The 20,337-nt window shown below is 35.3% G+C and carries 22 protein-coding genes and 1 riboswitch; all 22 genes read right to left on the bottom strand.

Features of this window, described 5'->3' with window-relative positions:
- Positions 1–66 precede the first annotated feature (66 nt).
- Positions 67–1,674 (bottom strand): ABC transporter substrate-binding protein, encoded by a 1,608-nt coding sequence (locus EQM13_RS01890; protein ID WP_071139862.1) that lies wholly within the window; start codon positions 1,672–1,674, stop codon positions 67–69.
- Positions 1,675–1,756: 82 nt separating this feature from the next.
- Positions 1,757–2,698: a DUF1177 domain-containing protein gene (locus tag EQM13_RS01885; RefSeq protein WP_071139863.1), complete on the bottom strand. Its 942-nt coding sequence runs from the start codon at positions 2,696–2,698 to the stop codon at positions 1,757–1,759.
- Between the two features lie 311 nt (positions 2,699–3,009).
- Positions 3,010–3,909 (bottom strand): methyltransferase domain-containing protein, encoded by a 900-nt coding sequence (locus EQM13_RS01880; protein ID WP_128751793.1) that lies wholly within the window; start codon positions 3,907–3,909, stop codon positions 3,010–3,012.
- Between the two features lie 101 nt (positions 3,910–4,010).
- Positions 4,011–4,745 carry a M48 family metallopeptidase gene (locus tag EQM13_RS01875; RefSeq protein ID WP_114218957.1) on the bottom strand — a complete coding sequence of 245 codons (735 nt, stop codon included), beginning with the start codon at positions 4,743–4,745 and terminating at the stop codon, positions 4,011–4,013.
- Between the two features lie 120 nt (positions 4,746–4,865).
- On the bottom strand, positions 4,866–5,660 hold the full coding sequence (locus tag EQM13_RS01870; protein WP_114218958.1) for an ABC transporter ATP-binding protein: 795 nt from the start codon (positions 5,658–5,660) through the stop codon (positions 4,866–4,868).
- A complete protein-coding gene (locus EQM13_RS01865; protein ID WP_114218959.1) occupies positions 5,623–6,540 on the bottom strand; it encodes an ABC transporter permease in 918 nt (305 codons plus the stop codon). The genes EQM13_RS01870 and EQM13_RS01865 overlap by 38 nt, the downstream gene beginning before the upstream one ends.
- Positions 6,537–7,550 (bottom strand): ABC transporter substrate-binding protein, encoded by a 1,014-nt coding sequence (locus tag EQM13_RS01860; protein WP_114218960.1) that lies wholly within the window; start codon positions 7,548–7,550, stop codon positions 6,537–6,539. Before EQM13_RS01860 ends, EQM13_RS01865 begins: the two co-directional genes overlap by 4 nt.
- Before the next feature lie 209 nt (positions 7,551–7,759).
- Entirely contained in the window at positions 7,760–8,176 is a 417-nt protein-coding gene (locus tag EQM13_RS01855; RefSeq protein ID WP_071139867.1) for a HutP family protein, read from the bottom strand.
- 59 nt (positions 8,177–8,235) lie between these two features.
- Positions 8,236–9,312, bottom strand: coding sequence for a M24 family metallopeptidase (locus EQM13_RS01850; protein ID WP_114218961.1), 1,077 nt, complete (start codon positions 9,310–9,312; stop codon positions 8,236–8,238).
- A gap of 75 nt (positions 9,313–9,387) precedes the next feature.
- Positions 9,388–10,170, bottom strand: a complete 783-nt coding sequence (locus EQM13_RS01845; protein ID WP_114218962.1) for an ABC transporter ATP-binding protein — start codon at positions 10,168–10,170, stop codon at positions 9,388–9,390.
- 2 nt (positions 10,171–10,172) lie between these two features.
- Positions 10,173–11,177 carry a FecCD family ABC transporter permease gene (locus EQM13_RS01840; RefSeq protein ID WP_114218963.1) on the bottom strand — a complete coding sequence of 335 codons (1,005 nt, stop codon included), beginning with the start codon at positions 11,175–11,177 and terminating at the stop codon, positions 10,173–10,175.
- A gap of 78 nt (positions 11,178–11,255) precedes the next feature.
- On the bottom strand, positions 11,256–12,287 hold the full coding sequence (locus EQM13_RS01835; protein WP_083381850.1) for an ABC transporter substrate-binding protein: 1,032 nt from the start codon (positions 12,285–12,287) through the stop codon (positions 11,256–11,258).
- Between the two features lie 33 nt (positions 12,288–12,320).
- On the bottom strand, positions 12,321–13,103 hold the full coding sequence (locus EQM13_RS01830) for a sirohydrochlorin cobaltochelatase (protein WP_114218964.1): 783 nt from the start codon (positions 13,101–13,103) through the stop codon (positions 12,321–12,323).
- Between the two features lie 99 nt (positions 13,104–13,202).
- A riboswitch (cobalamin riboswitch) is annotated at positions 13,203–13,383 on the bottom strand.
- 12 nt (positions 13,384–13,395) lie between these two features.
- A complete protein-coding gene (locus tag EQM13_RS01825) occupies positions 13,396–14,160 on the bottom strand; it encodes a cobalt-precorrin-6A reductase (protein WP_114218965.1) in 765 nt (254 codons plus the stop codon).
- Complete coding sequence (gene cobJ, locus EQM13_RS01820; protein WP_114218966.1) at positions 14,157–14,897, bottom strand: precorrin-3B C(17)-methyltransferase; 741 nt, start codon at positions 14,895–14,897, stop codon at positions 14,157–14,159. Before cobJ ends, EQM13_RS01825 begins: the two co-directional genes overlap by 4 nt.
- Positions 14,898–15,911 (bottom strand): cobalt-precorrin 5A hydrolase, encoded by a 1,014-nt coding sequence (cbiG, locus tag EQM13_RS01815; protein ID WP_071139874.1) that lies wholly within the window; start codon positions 15,909–15,911, stop codon positions 14,898–14,900.
- Entirely contained in the window at positions 15,908–16,663 is a 756-nt protein-coding gene (gene cobM, locus EQM13_RS01810) for a precorrin-4 C(11)-methyltransferase (protein WP_128751792.1), read from the bottom strand. Before cobM ends, cbiG begins: the two co-directional genes overlap by 4 nt.
- Positions 16,660–17,367: a precorrin-2 C(20)-methyltransferase gene (gene cobI, locus EQM13_RS01805; RefSeq protein WP_071139876.1), complete on the bottom strand. Its 708-nt coding sequence runs from the start codon at positions 17,365–17,367 to the stop codon at positions 16,660–16,662. Before cobI ends, cobM begins: the two co-directional genes overlap by 4 nt.
- A 5-nt stretch (positions 17,368–17,372) precedes the next feature.
- Positions 17,373–17,963 (bottom strand): precorrin-6Y C5,15-methyltransferase (decarboxylating) subunit CbiT, encoded by a 591-nt coding sequence (gene cbiT, locus EQM13_RS01800; RefSeq protein ID WP_071139877.1) that lies wholly within the window; start codon positions 17,961–17,963, stop codon positions 17,373–17,375.
- Entirely contained in the window at positions 17,956–18,576 is a 621-nt protein-coding gene (gene cbiE, locus EQM13_RS01795) for a precorrin-6y C5,15-methyltransferase (decarboxylating) subunit CbiE (RefSeq protein WP_071139878.1), read from the bottom strand. Before cbiE ends, cbiT begins: the two co-directional genes overlap by 8 nt.
- On the bottom strand, positions 18,573–19,688 hold the full coding sequence (gene cbiD, locus EQM13_RS01790; protein WP_128751791.1) for a cobalt-precorrin-5B (C(1))-methyltransferase CbiD: 1,116 nt from the start codon (positions 19,686–19,688) through the stop codon (positions 18,573–18,575). The genes cbiE and cbiD overlap by 4 nt, the downstream gene beginning before the upstream one ends.
- Positions 19,689–19,696: 8 nt before the next feature.
- Positions 19,697–20,320 (bottom strand): precorrin-8X methylmutase, encoded by a 624-nt coding sequence (locus tag EQM13_RS01785; RefSeq protein ID WP_206172772.1) that lies wholly within the window; start codon positions 20,318–20,320, stop codon positions 19,697–19,699.
- Positions 20,321–20,337: the final 17 nt, after the last annotated feature.

Here is a 20,337-nt window from a genome sequence, read left to right as displayed (position 1 = left end):
TGTTAAAGATTATTGAAAAGCCCTATATATCGCTATATAGGACTTTTCAATTTTACCTTTTAAGACTTATTCTTTCCATACATTTATTTCTGGATTCGTAATGAATATAGTACCGTCAGAACCTCTTTCAAAATCGTGTACCTTCTTATTTATTCCATCTATAATCTTTCCATTCGCAAAATTAATTCTTCCATTGTTTTCAGTAATTATTTTTAAAGCTTCTTTGTATAATTTTGCCCTTTCATTTTGATCGGCAGTCTCTGATACTGCCTTATCTAACAATTCATCTACTTTGGAGTCGTTAAATCCCTGACCATTCCCTAAAGAGCCGATTTGTTTGCTATGAAACATCTGATACAAGAAGAAATCAGGGTCAGGATACCATGTCCATGACATAGCATACATCGGAGCTTTTCCCTTGGAAACCACTTCACTGAACGTTCCCCATTCAAGTAAGTTTATCTTAACGTCGATATTTAGATTTTTCTTTAAATAATCCTGTATTATAACTGCAGCTTTATCACTTCCCGATACATATATTTCGGTTTTAAAACCATCGGGATATCCGGCTTCCTTCATAAGTTGTTTTGCTCTTTCAGGATCATATTTCGGCACTTCTTTTTCCAAAGATGCATCATATCCCCAGGATCCTGTAGGTAATGCTAAATACGCTCTTTGTGCTTCTCCCCACGGATATAAACCCTTAACCATCGCATCTACATCTATTGCTGAAATAATTGCCTCTCTTACCTTCGGGTCCTTCGTAGGTCCTTCCATCAAGTTCATCGACATATATATTATCTTTAGTGCCGGCTTTTCATTCAATACCAAATTTGAATCAGACTTTATAGCCTGTATACTTTCACCCGTTACATCTGTAGCTACATCAATTTCTCCGGTCCTTAGTGCGTTTGTCATCATATTTTGATCCGTTATAAATTTGAAAGTAACACCATCTAAATGCGGTTTTTCTCCCCAATAATTCTTCGATTTTTCAAGAACAATGCTGTCGCTGTTTTTCCATTCTTTAAATGCAAAGGGACCTGTACCAACTAAATGAGTACCAAAATCTTCTCCCCAACCTTCAACTTCTTCCTTTGGAACTATAACATTGCCTGCATCCGTTAGAACCGTTAAAAAGGCTGCATTTGGCTCTGTTAAATGACAAATAATTTCTGTATCGGATACAACTTCAACACTTTCTAACATTCTTAATCTTTTCATAACAGATTCTTTTGCTGATCTTTCAAGGCTGTATTTAATATCTTCAGCTGTCATTTTTCTTCCGTCTTGGAATTTACCTTTTTGAAAATATACATCATCTCTTAAAGTGAATTTATACGTTTTGAGATCGTCTGATATTTCCCACTTTGTTGCTAACCCCGGAATTATTTTGTTTAGTGCCTTGTTATAATAAACTAAAGTATCGGCTATGCTGTGAATAACATTTGACTCATATATACCGGTATATTTAACAGGATCTAATGTCTTAGGGATAGCAGCCAATGCAACAGTTAACATTCCGCCTTCTTTTGGACTATCGGAGGAATTATCATCTGTTGTATTTTTGTTACCGGTTGATGGATCGGCGGTTTCTTTATTGCCGCAACCAGTCAATGCTAATGATAATACCATGGTAAAAACTAAAAACAGTAATAATAGTTTCTTTTTCATTCCTTTTCCTCCTCATAATAAATCATTATTTTAACCTAAATATAGTTGTTCACTGAGTTATCAACATATTTAGTATTTAAAACTATATATTCCCTTTCCTTTGAAATCTTCTGTTTTCTCCATACAGTTTAATTAATAATTCAAATTCTTTTTCATCGTAGAAACTACACTTCCCTTGCCCGTATTCTTTAGCAATTTCTATGGCAAATCTACCTGCCGTCTCCACATCAGTAACTTGAGTTGAACCTGTGGCACAACCGGCTACAGATGTTTCAGTTGTTATGGCAACCCCCACTACCGGTGAACTGGTTGTAGTAGAAGGTTGAAGAATACTGTTTAAGTGATATAACTCATTGCCATAAGGAGTTACATCCTGCTGTGAAAGGGGGAATACTACAGGGGGTTTCCCCGTCACTCTTTTCATAATATTTATAATGTCATTACTAACCTTTAGAATATATCCGTCTTTCACTGTCGGTGATATTGAAAACCCTCTGTAGTTGAGTATTTCGTTTCCTTTAGTTGTGTCTATAGCCAATATTGCATCCATTTCATCTGAAACTTCCAACCTATTCATAGTATCCATATCTACAGGAGAATCCATAAAATAAACCGGATAATGCTTTAGTGTCGGAGCATCAGGGCATATATGAGTTGCAACTATCACATCACCCTCTAAAATATCTCCTTTTGTATTCATATCAACTAATTTTAATGCAGCCGAAAGTGCAGTCAACGCTCCATCTCCATCAGAAACAAATCCATTCATCTCCGGCCTTGCTCCTAATCCTCCCAATCTCCCGATTATGCCCAATGTCTTTGCGGAGCCATTATTACTTTTCCCATTTTTCCCTTTTATTAAAATTTTTATAAAATCCGTACTTCCTTGTTTTCCCTTTACAGTTTCCACATTTACTTTTAGGTTATCGTTTCCATAATTTTCGATATATTTTGCAACCTCGCCACCATTAGCACTCGGCTTATCCAACAACTCAAATATTTCTATAACTTGTTTTAAAATCATTACATGTTTCCTCCCTTGCCTTCTAATATAAATATTTCATCAATATAAATTTCATTTGTATAATGATTTAATTAATTCTGAATTCTTATTGTTATTTTTTCTATTCTATCACTTAAAACGCATTTGGCCTATGTAAAGATGAACAAAATTATATAATCGTTTATATGCAGTTTGCTGAATTAACGCATAAAAGATATTTGAGAAATAAAGAAAGCTGTTGATTTTACACAAATCGACAGCTTTCTTTATTTATAATACATAATCTTCTTAATATTTAATCAATCTTATTTCATAATAAACTTCTCTTAAGACTACTTTGAACCTGAAACTATTTGGGATATCACAATCGTATAATCCCAAAGGCTTACCCCTTCTTTTATAAAATTTATCCTTTTATTAAATCTGCCTGAGACTAACTGTCTTAATTCCATTAATTCCCGACTTGTCAATCCATCACTATTCGATTTTAATCCTATATCGATGCTTTCAAAAAGTTGCTTCATTTCTCCTTCAACGATTTTAATTTTTTCTTCATAACAATTTCTTGAATCGTCAGTGGCAATAGGAATTGCAACAGCATCTGCCTGAATATCCTTAAAACCTATTTTTTCGAATAGTTTAGGCAGTTCCACAGAATCCGGCCAGTATTTTCCTACATGATATCTTTCACCAACTTCATATGTTGTCTTAAACAGTTTGGATAAAAGTTCTTCCTCCCGTTCACTTGGGCTTAGCAACAAATTCGGTTCGGTTTTTATGTATTTATCAGGTCTTGCATACATTACGGATACTCTTCCCTTTAAACGGCACACCCTTTTTTGCTCGGATAAAAATTCTCGATTAGGCAAATGCTCAATTACAGTGTATGATATACATGCATCAACCGAATTATCTTCCAACGGTAAACTTAGCGCATCCCCTTCAATATAATTTATATTGTGAAGGTTTTGTTCCATTGCTTTATTCCTTGCATAATCAATAAATTTTGTGTCTCTGTCTATCCCTATTATTCTTGACTTTTCTCCAAGCCAGCAGGATAATTTTCTCGTAAGGGTTCCAGGCCCGCATCCGATGTCAACTACAGTCATTCCTTCTTTAAGGCCAAGCAAGTTCAAATATAAATTCTTTCTGTCATCTCTAAATCTCATTTCCCTGCTTAAATCGAGATTTAAAATTCCCTGAATATTTTCCGACCAAACTGTATTTGCCATAATACACCTCCCAAAATAAAATTTTAAACAACCATCTATTAAGCCAGCTTACAGCCCCTTCCATCATTCCTACAGTTCTATAATGGTTTAATAGGTCAATCCTACAATGTCAGTTTATATCCGTTCACTTTTAACCATTCTCTTCTTTCAGGATAATCAGGCATAACAGATTCCACAAGAGCCCAGAAATCCTTGGAATGATTCATAAATCTCAGATGACAAAGCTCATGTACAACTACATAATCAATTATAGGAAAAGGCGCCATAATTAATCTCCAATTGAGATTAATATTTTCCTTTGTACTGCAGCTTCCCCACAAAGTTTTTTGATCCTTTATTTTTATTTTCTTATATTTCACTTTTAGCAATAAAGAATATTTTTCAATTCTGTCTTTAACAATTTCAGCAAAATTCTGTCTGTACCATTTAATTAATATTTCCTTTATCACCTGTTTTGAGTTTTCTTTAAGCAGGTTTTCACTTATATACATTTCAATAATATTACCATTGATTATTACTTTAGGTACATTTAAATCTTCCTTTATTATTTTAAAGACATATTCCTTTCCAAGATAAAAGAGGCTTTCACCGTCAGTGAACTCTCTATGCACTGTATTTAAATTCATACTTCGAATTTCATTTATTTTTTTCTCAATCCAAGGAGCTTTTTGTTGTACTATTTCCCTGATTTTCTCTTCGTCAATATACAAAGGTACGGATACCTTGACTTCACCTTTTTCATCAATGGTTATCCCTACAGTTTTCCGCTTGGTTTTGATTAACCTATAAAATATTTTATTCCCCTTGATTCCTAAAAAATATTTATTATCTTTCATATTTATCCTCTAATTTTTTAATTTTGAATGGAGCAAAGGTATATATATATATTATAATATAAATACGGCCAACTAAAATAAAAAAACACGATCTGAGATCATGTTTTTTCATTTTACCGATTATGCGAACATCAAGCGGTCACTAATTATATCCCCTGATTCTTTCTCCGTAAATAAGCTTAAAAGTTTTTCCGGAGTAATAGATTTTTTTTCTTCCCCTTTTATATCCAAAATAATCCTTCCTCTGTGCATCATAACAAGTCTATTTCCCATGGCTACAGCCTGTTTAAGATTATGTGTAACCATAAGGGTTGTTATATTTCCCCTCTTAATTATCTTATCTGTGAGGTTTTCAATAATATTTGAAGTCTTAGGGTCTAATGCCGCCATGTGTTCATCTAAAAGCAGAAGATAGGGATTTGACAAAGAAGCCATTAAAAGAGATAAAGCCTGCCTCTGTCCTCCAGATAGAAGTCCTACTTTTATATTCAACTTATTTTCCAACTCCAAAGATAACTCCGAGAGGAGAATCTTTATATCCGGTATTTTCTTCTTTTCAATCCCCCAAGAAAAACCATATCTTTTATTTTTATTTAATGCCATAGATATATTTTCCAATACTGTCATAGAAGGCGATGTCCCAATTTTAGTGTCTTGAAATACTCTTCCTATAAATCTGCTGATCTTATATTCAGACATATTTGATATTTTTTGTTCTCCTAAAAATATTGAACCTCCGTCACAAGGCACACTTCCCGAAATGATATCTAAAAGAGTAGATTTTCCTGCTCCATTACTTCCTATTATTGTTATAAAATCTCCTTTTTCTACACTAAGGCATAATCCCTTAAAAAGTTTATTTTCATTGACTGTATTTTTATTGAAAGTTTTTTGCAGATTTTGTATTTTCAGCATTTTTTATCCCTCCGGCCACTAAATCCTTTAACCATTTCCTGACTTTTGCTCTCAGCTCGTTATTATAAAGTCCTAAGGCAACCACAACTACAGCAGAAGTGATAAGTTTCAAATCCGTGGCAGGCAGTCCTGCTTTCAAAGCCGCAGCTATACTCGCTTTATAAAGTATGGAACCTAAAATGGCACAAGCCGTTCCCAGCTTAAAGGGAAAAACTCTTAGAATTGTTTCCCCTATTATAATCGAAGCAAGTCCCATAACTACTATGCCGCTTCCCATTCCTACATCTGAAAAACGCTGGTACTGAGCCATGACAGAACCTGCCAAGGCAACCAACCCGTTAGACATCATTATCCCTATCACTTTCACCTTATCAATATCCACACCAAGGGAAGTCACCATTTTATAATTATCTCCCGCAGTTTTTAATATAAATCCAAATTTTGTCTTAAAAAATAAATCAAGAAATATCTTAACAACTAAGGCAAATACAAGTATGACAAATATCGGCGGCATATTCCCCGAAAAAATTGTTTTTACATTAAACAAGGGAGTATTGGATTTACCCATGATTCTCAAATTTACGGAATAAAGGCTTAACATAACCAATATACCCGAAAGTAGATTTGTTATTTTCAGCTTAACATTCAGTATTCCCGTAACAAATCCGGCTGCCATGCCTGCACAAAGAGAGACAAGGCATGACAGTAAAGGATTATATCCTCTAAGTAGAAGCATGGCAGTTACAGATGCTCCTAAAGGAAAGGTTCCGTCAACAGATAAATCCGGAAAATCAAGTACTTTATAAGTTATATAAACTCCTAAAACCATAATCGAAAATAAGAGACCTTGCTCTAATATTCCTATCCAAAAGCTACTCAATTTTCAACACCACCTTGTACTACTTCGGCTTTTTTCATTAATTCATCAGGTATTGATATTCCTAATTTCTTTGCAGCATCTGAATTTATTGTAAGAGAAGTATCCTTAAGAGTTTCTATTGGTATGTCTTTAGGTTTGGAACCATTTATAACTTTGACAGCCATAAGTCCCGTCTGAAACCCAAGTTTATAATAGTCTATCCCTTCCGCAGCAAGAGCTCCGTTTTCTGCTTGTCCCTTTTCAGACCCTATAATGGGTATGCCGGCCTCCGTACATTTTTGTGAAATAATGGCCATAGACGAAACTATTAAATTGTCTGTGGGAACATAAAGAACGTCAATCTTCTTTTTAATAGAATCAATAGCTTGAACGACTTCATTTGTACTTGTAATTCCGTTTTCCACTATTTCAAATCCATAATTATCGGACAATTTTTTGGCCATTTCTACTTGTATCTCAGAATTTCTTTCGCTTGTATTATACAAGATGCCTACCTTTCTGGCATTTGGAATTAATTTTTTAAGGAGTTCAAACTGTTTATCCATAGGAGTGGCGTCACTTGTTCCTGTAACATTTGTTCCCGATTTATCCAAAGATTCGGCTAAACCCGCATCTACAGGATCCGTAACGGCAGTTATAATTATGGGTATATCCTTTGTAGCATTATAAGCTGCTTGGGCCGTAGGTGTAGCTATTGCAAATATAATATCTTTTTTCGCCGATACAAAATTTTGAGCAATAGTTTGGGCTGTAGGAATATCCCCTTGGGCATTCTGAAAATCTATTTTAATATTTTCCCCATCCTTTAATCCTTTTGAACTCAAAGCATCTATAAAGCCTTGTCTTGATGAATCCAATGCGGGATGTTCGCTTATCTGCATTATACCTATTTCTACTACTTTGTTTTCCTTACTTTGATTTTGAGATTTGGAATTGCTGCAACCTGCAGCTAAAGAAGTGAACAACATAAGAACTGTTAAAAAAACTGACAATTTTTGCTTATTTACCATACTACCATCCTCCAATTATGTTTTTTATATAAAAAAAGCTGACAATAGTATTCAGCTTTTTTAAAAATATACTACCTACTACCCTTCCATCCTACAATAAACCGTTTAAAAATTTAAATAATTTTAAATTAGATTTTATTATATAAAACCTAAAATGTCAACATAAAAAATATGTTCCATTTGGAAAATTTATAATATTTGATAAACTATTATAGATCCGGTATAGCTCGATGAGCAAGACCTATAACTATATCGTTTAAATATAAAAGACCCATACTCATAAAAATACATACGCTCAAATGCTCTCCGGCTCGTGCTACTCCAATCTTTCCCCCTATATTGTACCCGTTGGCTTTCAGTCCTATTTGCATCAATGCTTCTCTTGTTGCTCCGATTACAGCACCTTCATGAACATGGCACTCCTTTATAACTCCGCTTCTCTTTGAAGCCACAACAGCCCTTTCTATTATCTTAGGAATAGAGGAATTAAAATCTCCTCCTATATCTACCGCTACGGAAAGTATGCCTCTTTTTTTCAGATCCTTTATTATCGATTCTTCAGAAGCTCTTGAAGATATGGCAAGAGTTATTGCGGCTTTAGCAACATCAAAACTATCAAATGCCATTATTATACCCCCAATTTATATTATTTTGTACTTTTATCGTAAATTCTCCTAATTTTATATTATTCTACTATTATCAAGTCCTTGGGATAATGATTCAACACTTCACACCCGTCTTCAGTAGCAATTACCAAATCCTCTATACGGACTCCCACTTCTCCCGGTATATAAATCCCGGGTTCAATAGAAAAAATTTGCCCCGGCTGAACTATATCAGTATTAGCCGAAGAAACATCCCCAAAATCATGAACATCTATTCCTATGGAATGTCCGAGTCTATGGGTGAAATATTTTCCATATCCTTTTTTCGTAATATAATCTCTTGCTGCTTCATCTATATCACAAAATCTTATTCCTGCTTTAACTTTTTCGATTCCTCTTTTATTTGCTTCAAGAACTACATTATAAACTTCTTTGCTGTGTTCCGATGCATATTTATAAAAAACGGTCCTTGTCATATCGGAACAATAGGAATCCTTTCTGCAGCCCATATCAATTACAACACAGTCCCCTTCTTTTACAGTTGAATTATCCATTGTATGATGTGGATCTGCTGCATTAGCGCCATATCCTACAATAGGGTCAAAGGAATGGCCTTCCGCTCCTAATTCATCCCATATGTCAGAAAGTATTTTCCCCATTTTCTTTTCCGAATATTTCTTTGGCACAAGTTTAACCATTTTATCCATGGCAGTGTCATTTAATTTTGAAGCACTTCTCATAAGTTGTTTTTCAGTTTCATCTTTGCACATCCTTACTCTATCTATAATCTCGGAAGCATTTACAAATACAGTGCCGCCTTTTAGTTCCATAAGCTTCAACAGAAAATGAGCAGGCCAATTCTTATCAATACCCATTGGCTTATCCTTTTCAATATATTTCACCAATACATCTACAGGATTCTGCACATCATTGTACCATACAATTTCCGGTCCCAAGTCTTCGCTTATTGGAAATAATTCATTTACAAACAGTTTATTATCCCCATTTAACGTTATATAAAGTGCAAGCATTCTTTCCCCGGGAAAAATCCATTTCCCTGTAAGATAAAATATAGCTGACGGATCGGAAACTATAATCTGAGGCAATTTCTTCTTTTCCATAATTTCTAAAACCTTTTTAAGTCTTTCCTGTATCATTAAATTCAACTCCTTAATATATTATTTATATCAATAATATAATTGATTCCTCAAAAAGTAAATAAGGACAAAATTTTAACCAATAACATTTTTAGGAATAAAATAAGGACAATTATTTACTTTATCATCATATATGTCCGCTTCTATTTTAAAAACTTCTCTTAATAATTTCTCATCCATTATCTTATCCGGCGGCCCTTGATTCCATAGCTTACCGTCTTTTATAACCAAAATTGTATCCGAATATCTTGCGGCTTGGTTTAAATCATGCAAAACCATCACTACCGTTAATCTCAGTGTTCTGTTTAATTCCCTTACCAATTCTAAAATTTCTACCTGATAGGATATATCAAGAAATGTAGTAGGCTCATCGAGCATAAGTATCTTAGGCCTTTGAGCCAAAGACATGGCTAACCACGCTCTCTGTTCTTCTCCTCCCGACAAGGTTGTAACAAATCTTTTTCTCAACGGAATAAGACCGGTTTTTTCCAACGCCCAATTTATTATATCCGTATCTTCTTTACTAAGCCTTTTCCCAAATTTTAAATGAGGGTACCTGCCGTATGATACCAATTCTTCCACAGATATATCGGATGCTATATTCTTTACCTGGGGCAGCATAGATAGTTTTTGAGCAATGACCTTAGTATTCATATCCTTGATATTGGTTCCGTCTAAGTAGATATTACCTCTTGCCGGCTTTAAGCATCTGCCCATAGCTTTAATTAAAGTTGATTTTCCTGAACCGTTAGGCCCTATAACGGTAACTATTTGTCCGGAATCTACATTAAAGCTTATATTTTTCACAACATTCTTGTCTCCATAATTCACATCTAAGTTTTCAACTTTTAATTCCATATTTAATACTCCTTCTTTCTTCTTAGTAAATATAAGAAAAACGGAGCTCCCAATGCTGACATTATAATTCCTACAGGTATTTCCATAGGTGCAAACATTACTCTTGCGAGGGTATCACATAGCATGACTACAGTAGCTCCCGTAAAAATAACTGCCGGCAGTAAATATCTATAATCAGAACCTATAAACAATCTCGTCATATGTGGTACTATAAATCCTACAAATCCTAAAAGCCCTACAACGCTTACAGCACTTCCTGCCAATAAGGACGAAATTATAATAAAGGCAAACCTTGTTCTTTCAACATTTAATCCAAGGCTTGTAGCTACTTCGTCTCCCATCATCAGTATATTCAGTTTGTTTGGTATCAATAAAATCAAAAAAATCCCTATAGCTGCATAAGGAAATATAATTTTTACCTGCTGCCACGTAGTAGATGAAAGGCCACCCACCATGAAGCCTATAACTCCTGCCACTTTGTTTGGATAAAACGTCATCAAAGCGTTTGTTCCCGCTCCCAATAAGGAAGAAACGGCAACTCCGGCCAGTATCAATCTCGTTGGTACAACACCTTCCTTCCACGCTAAAAAATATATAAAAAGTGTGGCCAGCAGTGCACCTATAAATGCACCTATAGGTGCCAAATAGTAGAAATCCGGAAAGAGTATCAGAATTAATAATGTCATAAGTCCGGCTCCAGAGGAAACTCCTATGATATTTGGCGCCGCTAATGGGTTTCTCATAACACCCTGCAATATGGCTCCCGATAATGCAAGGCATGTCCCAACGAGGGCTGCTACTATAGTTCTCGGCAATCTGACGTTCCATATTATTTGATAGTTCACTGTGGATTTTTCAAAGAATACCGCATTTATTATTTCCTTTGGATGTACCTTTACCGCTCCATTTCCTATGCTTATAAAAAAACTGATTACAGTCAAAGCTATAAAAATCAGTAAAATAACCTTCTTTTTAATTCTTTCTTTTTTTATATTGCTATCAGTCATATTTTATTCCCCTTAGTATTAAGCATTTCAATAGCTGTATAGTCTTTATATAAAGACTATACAGCCATGCCAATCTTTTTATTTGAATATATCCGGATAAAGTATTTTTGCTAAGCCTTCATAAGCATCGGGATATTTTGCATTTGGTTTATATAAGTACAAGTCCTTAGAAAGAATTATATATCTGTCATTCTTCACAGCAGTAAGAGAGCTCCAAGCCGGATTATCTTCCACATCCTGTTTCAATCTTGCCATTATTTCCTCTTTATCGCTTCCCATAGTTTGTACAAATATGAAATCCGGATCTTCCTGTATTATTTTTTCCATGCTGAAGACCTTTGCATCAGACGAATTTGCCGCAGTATCGGATATATTTATGGTGTTTAAATCCTTGAGCATTTCCCCCACCATTGATTCCGAATTCCTGACTGTAATATTTTTAGCAGTAGCAAATACTATTAGCACTTTATATTTTTTGTCCTTCGGTACTTTTGCTATTATTTCATCTACTTTCTTCTTTACTTCATTGGTGTGTTTTTCATACAGGTCTTCTCTTCCGGTAATCCCCGTGAAAAGCCTTACAGTCATATAATAATCCTTTAAATAGGTATTAGCTAAATCAATAACCTGAATGTTATTTTGTTCTAACGACGGAATCAGGGATGCTTGACCTTTAAAGTCATTAGTCAAAATGACTAAATCGGGTTTTAATGCTAATATCTTTTCAAGGCTCGGAGAACCGGGGCTTCCTACAACTTCAGCGGATTTAGCATTTTCAATAGGTTTTTCCTCGGCTTCTTCTACCTTTCCTATTACTTTTCCGCCACAGCTGTCCCAGATGTCAAGATAGGAATTGTATAAGCAGACAACCCTTTCAGGGTTCTTTTTTATGGTTACTTCTTTTCCCCTGGCATCTGTAAATACTACATTATCCTTATTAACAGTAACCCCGTATTCTGATACTGGTTTATTCTCTTCTTCTTTCTTCGTTTCTTCTTTAGCATCATCATTATCCGAACCGTTTACATCTTTAGTATTTTGACATCCGCTAAATATTGATACAGCCATCACAACTACCAAAAATAATAACAACATCTTTGTCTTTTTCATATTTCATTCCTCCTAAAATATTCTTTTCAATAATCAGTTATTTTCTATGATGGTTTTTAAGTGAGATATAAATATATCTTGAATTTTTTTATTCTGACCTAATCCAAGCATATTCACTTCAACCTCAAAACCGCCTTTGATTAACGTATTCTTCCATGAACTGCCTTTATCGCCAGCCATATCGTTGATTACGTGATCCCCCGTTACCAACATAAAGGGCATTAGTATAATTTTTTTTATCTTTCTCCGGAAGAGTTGAGGTATTATATTCCCTAACGTTATACTTCCTTCCATTGTTCCGATAAATATATTGTCTGAATATTCCTTTCTAAAATATTTTTCCAACAGACTATAACTGGTATCCGAGCTATGATCTGTACCATGTCCCATAAAAACCAATGCCTCATCAGGTTTAATTTGCGGAATTTCAATTGAATTTACTGTCCTTTCATAATCTGTATCATCGTATAACAGCGGTACTCCTATTTTTACAATGATATCCTGATTTTCTTTTTTAAACAATTCTGCCTGATTTACGAGCTTATTGTATTCATGACCTGGTATTATATGAAGGGATTGTATATATATTTGGGAAATACCTTCGTTTTTCATCTTCCCCAATGCTTCTGTTACATTATTTACTGATATTCCATCCCTTTTCTTAAGTTTATTAATCACCATCTGGGAAGTAAAAGCCCTTTCCGTATAATATCCGTTAAACTCCTTCTTCACCCTCTTTTCTATGCTTTTTATACATAATTTTTCGGCTTCCTCAAAGGTGGTGCCAAAACTTGCCACAATAATTCCTTTCTCCATTATTCCCTCCTTATCTCAAATAAAAAAACCATGGCCTTTTCTGCTATGGTTATATATAAATAAAACTTACATGTAAACAACCACTTCCCTCCGAAGGCTTATTTATAAAAGTTACAGGCAGGTCTCCTGGCTAATAGTTCATCCTACTCTCAATACCTTCCCAGAAAAGCTTCCAGTGGTAATTGTATGATTTCGTTCCTATTTACAGTAGCGGGGGCTGCAGCGGATTTTTCACCGCTTTCCCTTTTAATTTCAAAAAACCTGTAATTTTAAGCTATTTAATTATACAAGATTATTTCTTTAAATCTTTATCAATAACTTTAATTATATCATATATATTATCATATAAATTTATATAATTTATTTTAGGGCGTTTTATCAACACCACATTTACTCCTGTTTCTATAGCTCCTTTAATTTTTTCTTCGGTTCCTCCTTCATCTCCGCTATCCTTAGTTACCATATATTTTATATTATAATTATTATACATGGCCTTATTGAATTCCTTCGTAAAAGGTCCTTGGGCCGCTACTATCTGCTTTGGAAGAAGCCTCAGGTCCTCACATTTCTTTATCACAGAATAGGTAGGCAAAACCCTTGCATACAGTCTGTCAATCTCTAAAGATGAAGTAAAAAGCTGAAGGTTATTGCTGCCGACAGTCAAAAGTATATTTCCTTTAGTTCCCTTTAAGTATGATATAGCTTTATCATAATCGGGAAAACAAGATACTCCATCTGTTTTCTCATAGGAGTTTCCCTTTCTTTCATATCTCAAATATTTTATTCCCGTAGATTTACATGCTGCCATGGCATTAACCGAAACCTTTTCGGCATAGGGATGAGTAGCATCTACTATACATTCTATTTTTCTTTTCCGTATTAACTTTTCCATATCATCTTGTTCCATTTTCTCGGATATTACTTCCACATTACAATCGGATTCTATTAGTATTCCTCCATACTTCGTAGCTGTAGAAGCTATAACATCATATCCTTTTTGAAACAATAGTTCTATTATTTTTCTTCCGTCGGATGTTCCCGACAATACCAATATCATAGTGCATACCCTCTCGGTGTTATCATTTTTCCCTTTGCCATATAGGTATGTGAATTTCCGACAATAATTGTGGTAAACATATCTATATCATATTTAAGCATATCTTCAAGTGTAGTTATAACACATGATTCTCCCTTTCTTTTAGCGTTCCTGACTATCCCCACTAACGTATCATTTTTTTTATATTTAAGAAGTATTTCTCTTGCTTTTTCTATTTCCTTTTGTCTTCCCTTGCTCTTAGGATTATACAAACATACTACAAAATCCCCTTCTCCTGCGCAGTGAAGCCTTTTTTCAATTAAGCTCCAATCCGTAAGTAAATCACTTAAACTTATAGTAACATAGTCGTGCATAATAGGCGCTCCCAGAGAAGCCGCCGCTGCATTTGCAGCAGTAATCCCCGGTACTACTTCTACCTCTACGGAGCTTTTGCTTTTAAAAACTATTTCCAAAATTATTCCCGCCATTCCGTAAACACCGGCATCCCCACTGCTTATCAATGATACGGTATTCCCTTCTTCCGCATATTTTAAGGCTTCTTCACATCTTTCTTTCTCTTTTTTCATGCCCGTCGAAGCTACTTCTTTATCTCTTATTATATCTTCTATCAAGTCCACATAAGTTTTATATCCAACTATTACATCCGATTTTTCAATAGCATTTCTGGCTTCAAAGGTCATATGTTCAATATTGCCGGGACCTATTCCGACTACAAATATTTTTCCTGTCTTGTCCACCTATATTTCCTCCCATACAGATAAGGTTATTCCATTATAAGATTTTTTGGTCATAAGAAAATGTCCTCCCGAAGCGGTAAGCATTGCACAGGGTTCACAGACCCCGCCAACCCCTATAGTCTTTTTCACAAACTCGGAACAGCTAAAATTCTTTTCCACAGTTTTTATTTCTTCTCTGGAAACTATTTTAACTTCAGCATCATAATATCGGGCAGCTTCAAATATTCCTGCTTCATTTTTCTTAAGATCCACCGTTGCAAAATGCTTTATACTTCTTACGTCAATGTTTAAAGAATTCAATGCTTCTGCTACAGCCGATATTATAGCTTCCTTAGGAATTCCCCTTTTACAACCTATTCCTATGATTATATTTTTAGGTATAAGCTGTACTTCATTGGAAGAGGAGATGTCCAAAACTTTGTTTGTTATGTATATCATTCCCTTTCCCTTCGCAGATTCCACTATATTATCCGGAAGTTTTATATCTATTCTTATATCTGACTTTATCCCTACCAATTCATCATTTACTATAAGGGCAGTAACATCTTTGGCATTTAACATGTCGGATACCCGACAGTTTAATTTCTCCGCCAAAGTATCAACGGCTATCAATCCTCTGACATCGGAAGAAGTGGTTATCACGGCCTGCCCTCCTACTCTGTCTGCCAATAAACATGCCGCGTCATTAGCTCCTCCCAAATGGCCCGAAATTAAACTTATTACAAACTGTCCCTTCTCATCCATAACTATTATGCCGGGGTCCGTAGTTTTGCTTACCAAATACTTAGCTATACTCCTCACCACTATTCCCGCAGCCATGATAAACAGTATAATATCGTATTCATAAAATATGCTGCCCACGAATTCGCTCAATTTTTTATCTATAGTCAAAGTTTCCTTATCAGACCATTTTTTTAGGGTATATATATCTATCCTAATATTATCCAACGATTTTTTTACTCTCTTGGCCTGACGGGTACCTCCTTTTGTCAGAGTAACTATTGCCCAGTTCATTTTGCTCTCCTATACCCGTGACTAAAATTGCTGTCATACAGCTTGGACAGTTCATACTCATCCCCAAGAAAATCTCCTACAAGGATCTGTGCAGTTTTAGTTATTCCTTCTTTTTTAACCTTTTCCGCTATATTGCTGAGGTTGCCGATTATTATTTTTTCATCTTCCCAGCTGACCCTTTGTATTACCGCAACGGGTGTAGTTTCCTTATAGTGGCTTTTGAGCCTCTCTGCTACCTGATCTATCATCTGGACTGAAAGAAATATAGCCATAGACGCATTATGAGATGCTAAACTTTCCAAACTTTCTTTTTCAGGGACTTCTGTCCTTCCGCCTAATCTGGTACAAATTATCGTCTGCGAAACGCCGGGGAGAGTAAATTCCTTTTCAATAGCAGCAGCAGAAGCTACAAAAGAGCTGACTCCCGGAACTACTTCACTGTCTATTCCCAATTTTTCCAAGGCGTCTATTTGTTCTCTTATGGCCCCGTATATACTTGGATCTCCGCTGTGAATTCTGACGACCTTTTTCCCTTTAGTAAAATTTTCTTTTATCACGGATATTACTTCCTCCAATGTCATATAAGCGCTGTTATATACTAAACTTTCCTGTTTCCTATCCCTTAACATCTTTTCGTTTACCAAGGAACCGGCATATATTATTACATCCGATTCATCTATTAATCTTTTTCCTTTTAGAGTTATCAGCTCCGGATCCCCCGGTCCTGCCCCTATAAAATATACCTTGTTCATATTAATCCCTCTTTTTTTATTATAACTATTGACATATAAGGTACTTTCTCCAACTGCAAATCCTTTATATCATAGGAAATATACTCTTCCTTTGTACCGCATTTTGATATCAGCGCAAAATTTTTCTCTAAACCCATTTCTATCAGTTTTTGGGCTAAAATTTTGCTGTCGGAAGATGGTTTCATAATTACTATATTATCACAAAAATTTAATATCCCATCTATATTTTCAACATTGCCTTCTAAGGGAATTACAGCGAAAGTTTCCTTTCCCTTTGCCAAGGGATTGCTTATCCTCGCTGCCGAGGCACAAAAAGAAGTTATTCCCGGAATAGTTTCCACTTCGTTACCTAATTCCTTTATCAGCGGAACTAAATACATATATGTACTGTATACTGTAGGGTCCCCTATGGTTAAAAATCCGACATTCTTCCCCGAAAGAAGAATCTCATTTATTATATTTGCATTTTCTCCCCATTTTTCTTTAAGTTTTTCCTTATCGTAAACCATTGGAAAGGACAGATTTATTACTTCCGCATCTTCTTTTAAATATGCTTTGGCTATATCAAAAGCTATGCTTTTTTTATCTCCTCTGCTTTGAGGGCAAACAACCTTATCCAATCTTTTAAGCACTTCAACAGCTTTTAGTGTAACCAATTCCGGATCTCCGGGGCCTAATCCTATTCCATAAAGTTTTCCTCTCATAATTATCACCTTTTATCTGCATATATAATATATATTGGATTCCGCGACTCCATCATAGTTAAATTACCTACATTCTTTCCTTTGGACACTGACAAATTTATTACTTCTATATTATCAAAACTCCCCGACTTCATAAGCTCTAAGGATTTATACAAATTTTCTATTGTAATCATGTTGGCCGCTATCCTGCCTCCTGATTTCAGGTTGTTTTCCACCCACTCAAATATACCTTTTATATTTCCGCCTGTCCCTCCCAATATTACTCTGTCTACTTTTCCTATTTCGGACAGGGCTTCCGGGGCTTCCCCCTCTATTGTAAAAATATTTTTTACCTGAAAAAGGCTTGCATTTTCCTTAATTAATTGTATACCTTCCCTTTTTCTCTCCACCGCATATACTGTTCCTTCATTTGCTATCAGAGCGGCTTCTATGGATATAGAGCCTGTCCCTGCTCCTATATCAACTATTTTGTTATCCTTATTTAACCTCAATTTACTTATGGTAATCGTCCTTACTTCTTCCTTAGTCATAGGCACATTCCCGCGCTTAAATAAACAATCGGGTATTCCTGCCGTCCTATAGTTCCATCTACTCATTGCTGATTATCACCACACAAATATCGTATTTCCTTTTAGCAGTAAATTGTTCAATGCTCCCTCTTGTTATTCTTTCATTTTCATAGGATAAATTTTCTCCCACATACATTATTTTATCACTGATTTTGCTATTCAATAATGTTTGAGCAATTTTATCGGGAGTCCATTTATTATCCGTAAGAATAGCAACTTTATTATATTCTTTAACCTCTTTCGAGAAATCATTTTCCCTGCCGTGCAAACTTGTAAAATATCCGTCTTCCCAACTTTGGCCTATTCTTGCAAACATATACTGAACAGAGCTTAATCCTGCTGTTACATCTAACTCATCAGCAGAAAAATATTTTTTTAAATATCTGAGCATGCTGTAAAAACCCGTATCTCCCGAAACCGCTATGGCTATCTTTTTAATTCTTCTATTCTTTTTTATAAATTCTATCATCTGAGACAAATTATTACCTATAGCAAAAATTTCTTTTTTCTCGGCATCTATGCTTTCAAGATTTCTTCTTCCGGCAATTATTATATCCGACTGATTTATAATCTTCAAAGCTCTGGGCAGTATGTAATCGGGATGACCCGGCCCCAATCCGACTACGGATATCTTATTCATATTTTAAATTCCTCCAACATTTTTAATCCCTTGTCACATACACCAAGCATACCATGGTTTAAGGAAAATATCAATGTACCGAATTTAATCCGACCATAAGATCTTTCCTCACACTTTTTGCTTATTTTCTGTGCTATAAAATCAAACACCTTATCCATATTATCTGCCGAAATATAGTCCACAGCTTCCTCCGTAGTATTGCTTTCCATTATCTTCTTCACTAACTCTTGAGATGCTCCTAAGAGTGCACAGTTTGCCGCCAAAGTTTCCAGCCTTCCGTCTGCTATCTTGCTGTGAGTATTAAATATCCCTGCTGCCACCTTTACAAGTTTTCCTATATGACCTATAAAAAGAACTTCCTCCATATTATATTCGACAGCCTTATCTATCATAAAGCCTACATAATTGCTGATCTTAACTATTAATTTTTCATCTAAACCATAATCTATCCCAAAATCCCTGCCGTAATTTCCTGGTGAAAATATTATCCTTTTAACCCCTTGTTCTTTCAGCATAGACAGTTCCAGCTCCAAAGAACTTTTAAGAGCCTCTTCAGACATAGGTTCAACTATTCCCGATGTGCCTATTATCGATATTCCTCCTTCAATTCCCAGTTTCCCGTTAAAAGTTTTTTTTGCTGCTTCAACGCCTTCAGGAGCATATATCTTGACATCTACACCTTCCTTATCGGGAATAACTTTCCTTACTTCCTTTGTTATCATTTCTCTCGGCACCGGATTTATTGCATATTCTCCCACCGGAACCGATAGTCCCGGTTTAGTTACAACACCTATACCTATGCCTCCCGTTATATTTATTTTCCCCTCGGAGTTCTTAGCAATTCGGGCATATATTTTCAATCCGTTGGTGATATCCGGATCGTCTCCCCCATCCTTTACTATACAACAAACTGCCTTATCAGAATCAAAGGACGGTTCTTCCACTTTCAGATTAAGTTTCCATCCTTTCGGAGTATCTATCTCTATATTATCTACCGTTCTTTGAAAAAAGAGCATCTCAGCGGCGGCTTTAGCAGCTCCGGCAGCACAGGAGCCTGTAGTATAACCATATCGTAATTTTTTGCCGTCTTTTATTATATACTTTTCTAACATAATATCTCCTATATCATATATAAAAAGGCATTAATTATAGCTGCAGCAACTGTACTTCCGCCCTTTCTGCCTCTCGATATTATATATGGTATACCCGTATCCTTTATAGATTCTTTAGATTCTGCCGCACTGACAAATCCCACAGGCACTCCGATTATTAAATCTGGTTTTACCTTTTTTTCTTCGATAAGCCTCTCTAAAGTAAGTAAAGCTGTAGGTGCATTTCCTATTGCGTATACCCTTATGCCTTTATCCAAAGCTGCTTTTTCCAAAGCTATTATAGATCTTGTAACGCCGGTTTCTAAAGCCTTTTTTACCACATCTTCGTCATGAACAAAATTTACAATGCTTATTCCAAACTGAGAAAGTTTATTCTTATTTACTCCTCCTATGATCATTTGAGTGTCCGCATATATTTTACATCCTTCTTTTAATACTTTCTTCCCTGTCTCAATAGCTTTCGGATGAAATTCAAGCAAATCTGCATATTCAAAATCAGCCGTCGTATGAATTACCCTTTTGACTATTTTCCCCATGCTTTCTTCAAATGTTTTATCTCCCAACTCTTTTGTTATTATTTCAAAGCTTTTGCGCTCTATTTCTTTGGGATCTTTTATATATTCTTTCAACATATCTTTTCCCTCCAACT

The organism is Acidilutibacter cellobiosedens (assembly GCF_004103715.1).
Lineage (GTDB): Bacteria > Bacillota > Clostridia > Tissierellales > Acidilutibacteraceae > Acidilutibacter > Acidilutibacter cellobiosedens.
This window is presented reverse-complemented; position numbering and strand designations above follow the sequence as displayed.

Bases quoted from the DNA above. Each gene is read 5' to 3' on its own strand.
- EQM13_RS01890 (WP_071139862.1), bottom strand. From the start codon at position 1,674: ATGAAAAAGAAACTATTATTACTGTTTTTAGTTTTTACCATGGTATTA.
- EQM13_RS01885 (WP_071139863.1), bottom strand. From the start codon at position 2,698: ATGATTTTAAAACAAGTTATAGAAATATTTGAGTTGTTGGATAAGCCG.
- EQM13_RS01880 (WP_128751793.1), bottom strand. From the start codon at position 3,909: ATGGCAAATACAGTTTGGTCGGAAAATATTCAGGGAATTTTAAATCTC.
- EQM13_RS01875 (WP_114218957.1), bottom strand. From the start codon at position 4,745: ATGAAAGATAATAAATATTTTTTAGGAATCAAGGGGAATAAAATATTT.
- EQM13_RS01870 (WP_114218958.1), bottom strand. From the start codon at position 5,660: ATGCTGAAAATACAAAATCTGCAAAAAACTTTCAATAAAAATACAGTC.
- EQM13_RS01860 (WP_114218960.1), bottom strand. From the start codon at position 7,550: ATGGTAAATAAGCAAAAATTGTCAGTTTTTTTAACAGTTCTTATGTTG.
- EQM13_RS01855 (WP_071139867.1), bottom strand. From the start codon at position 8,176: ATGGCATTTGATAGTTTTGATGTTGCTAAAGCCGCAATAACTCTTGCC.
- EQM13_RS01850 (WP_114218961.1), bottom strand. From the start codon at position 9,312: ATGATACAGGAAAGACTTAAAAAGGTTTTAGAAATTATGGAAAAGAAG.
- EQM13_RS01845 (WP_114218962.1), bottom strand. From the start codon at position 10,170: ATGGAATTAAAAGTTGAAAACTTAGATGTGAATTATGGAGACAAGAAT.
- EQM13_RS01840 (WP_114218963.1), bottom strand. From the start codon at position 11,177: ATGACTGATAGCAATATAAAAAAAGAAAGAATTAAAAAGAAGGTTATT.
- EQM13_RS01835 (WP_083381850.1), bottom strand. From the start codon at position 12,287: ATGAAAAAGACAAAGATGTTGTTATTATTTTTGGTAGTTGTGATGGCT.
- EQM13_RS01830 (WP_114218964.1), bottom strand. From the start codon at position 13,103: ATGGAGAAAGGAATTATTGTGGCAAGTTTTGGCACCACCTTTGAGGAA.
- EQM13_RS01825 (WP_114218965.1), bottom strand. From the start codon at position 14,160: ATGATATTGGTATTGTCGGGAACATCCGACGGAAGAAAAATAATAGAA.
- cbiG (WP_071139874.1), bottom strand. From the start codon at position 15,911: ATGAACTGGGCAATAGTTACTCTGACAAAAGGAGGTACCCGTCAGGCC.
- cobM (WP_128751792.1), bottom strand. From the start codon at position 16,663: ATGAACAAGGTATATTTTATAGGGGCAGGACCGGGGGATCCGGAGCTG.
- cobI (WP_071139876.1), bottom strand. From the start codon at position 17,367: ATGAGAGGAAAACTTTATGGAATAGGATTAGGCCCCGGAGATCCGGAA.
- cbiT (WP_071139877.1), bottom strand. From the start codon at position 17,963: ATGAGTAGATGGAACTATAGGACGGCAGGAATACCCGATTGTTTATTT.
- cbiE (WP_071139878.1), bottom strand. From the start codon at position 18,576: ATGAATAAGATATCCGTAGTCGGATTGGGGCCGGGTCATCCCGATTAC.
- cbiD (WP_128751791.1), bottom strand. From the start codon at position 19,688: ATGTTAGAAAAGTATATAATAAAAGACGGCAAAAAATTACGATATGGT.
- EQM13_RS01785 (WP_206172772.1), bottom strand. From the start codon at position 20,320: ATGTTGAAAGAATATATAAAAGATCCCAAAGAAATAGAGCGCAAAAGC.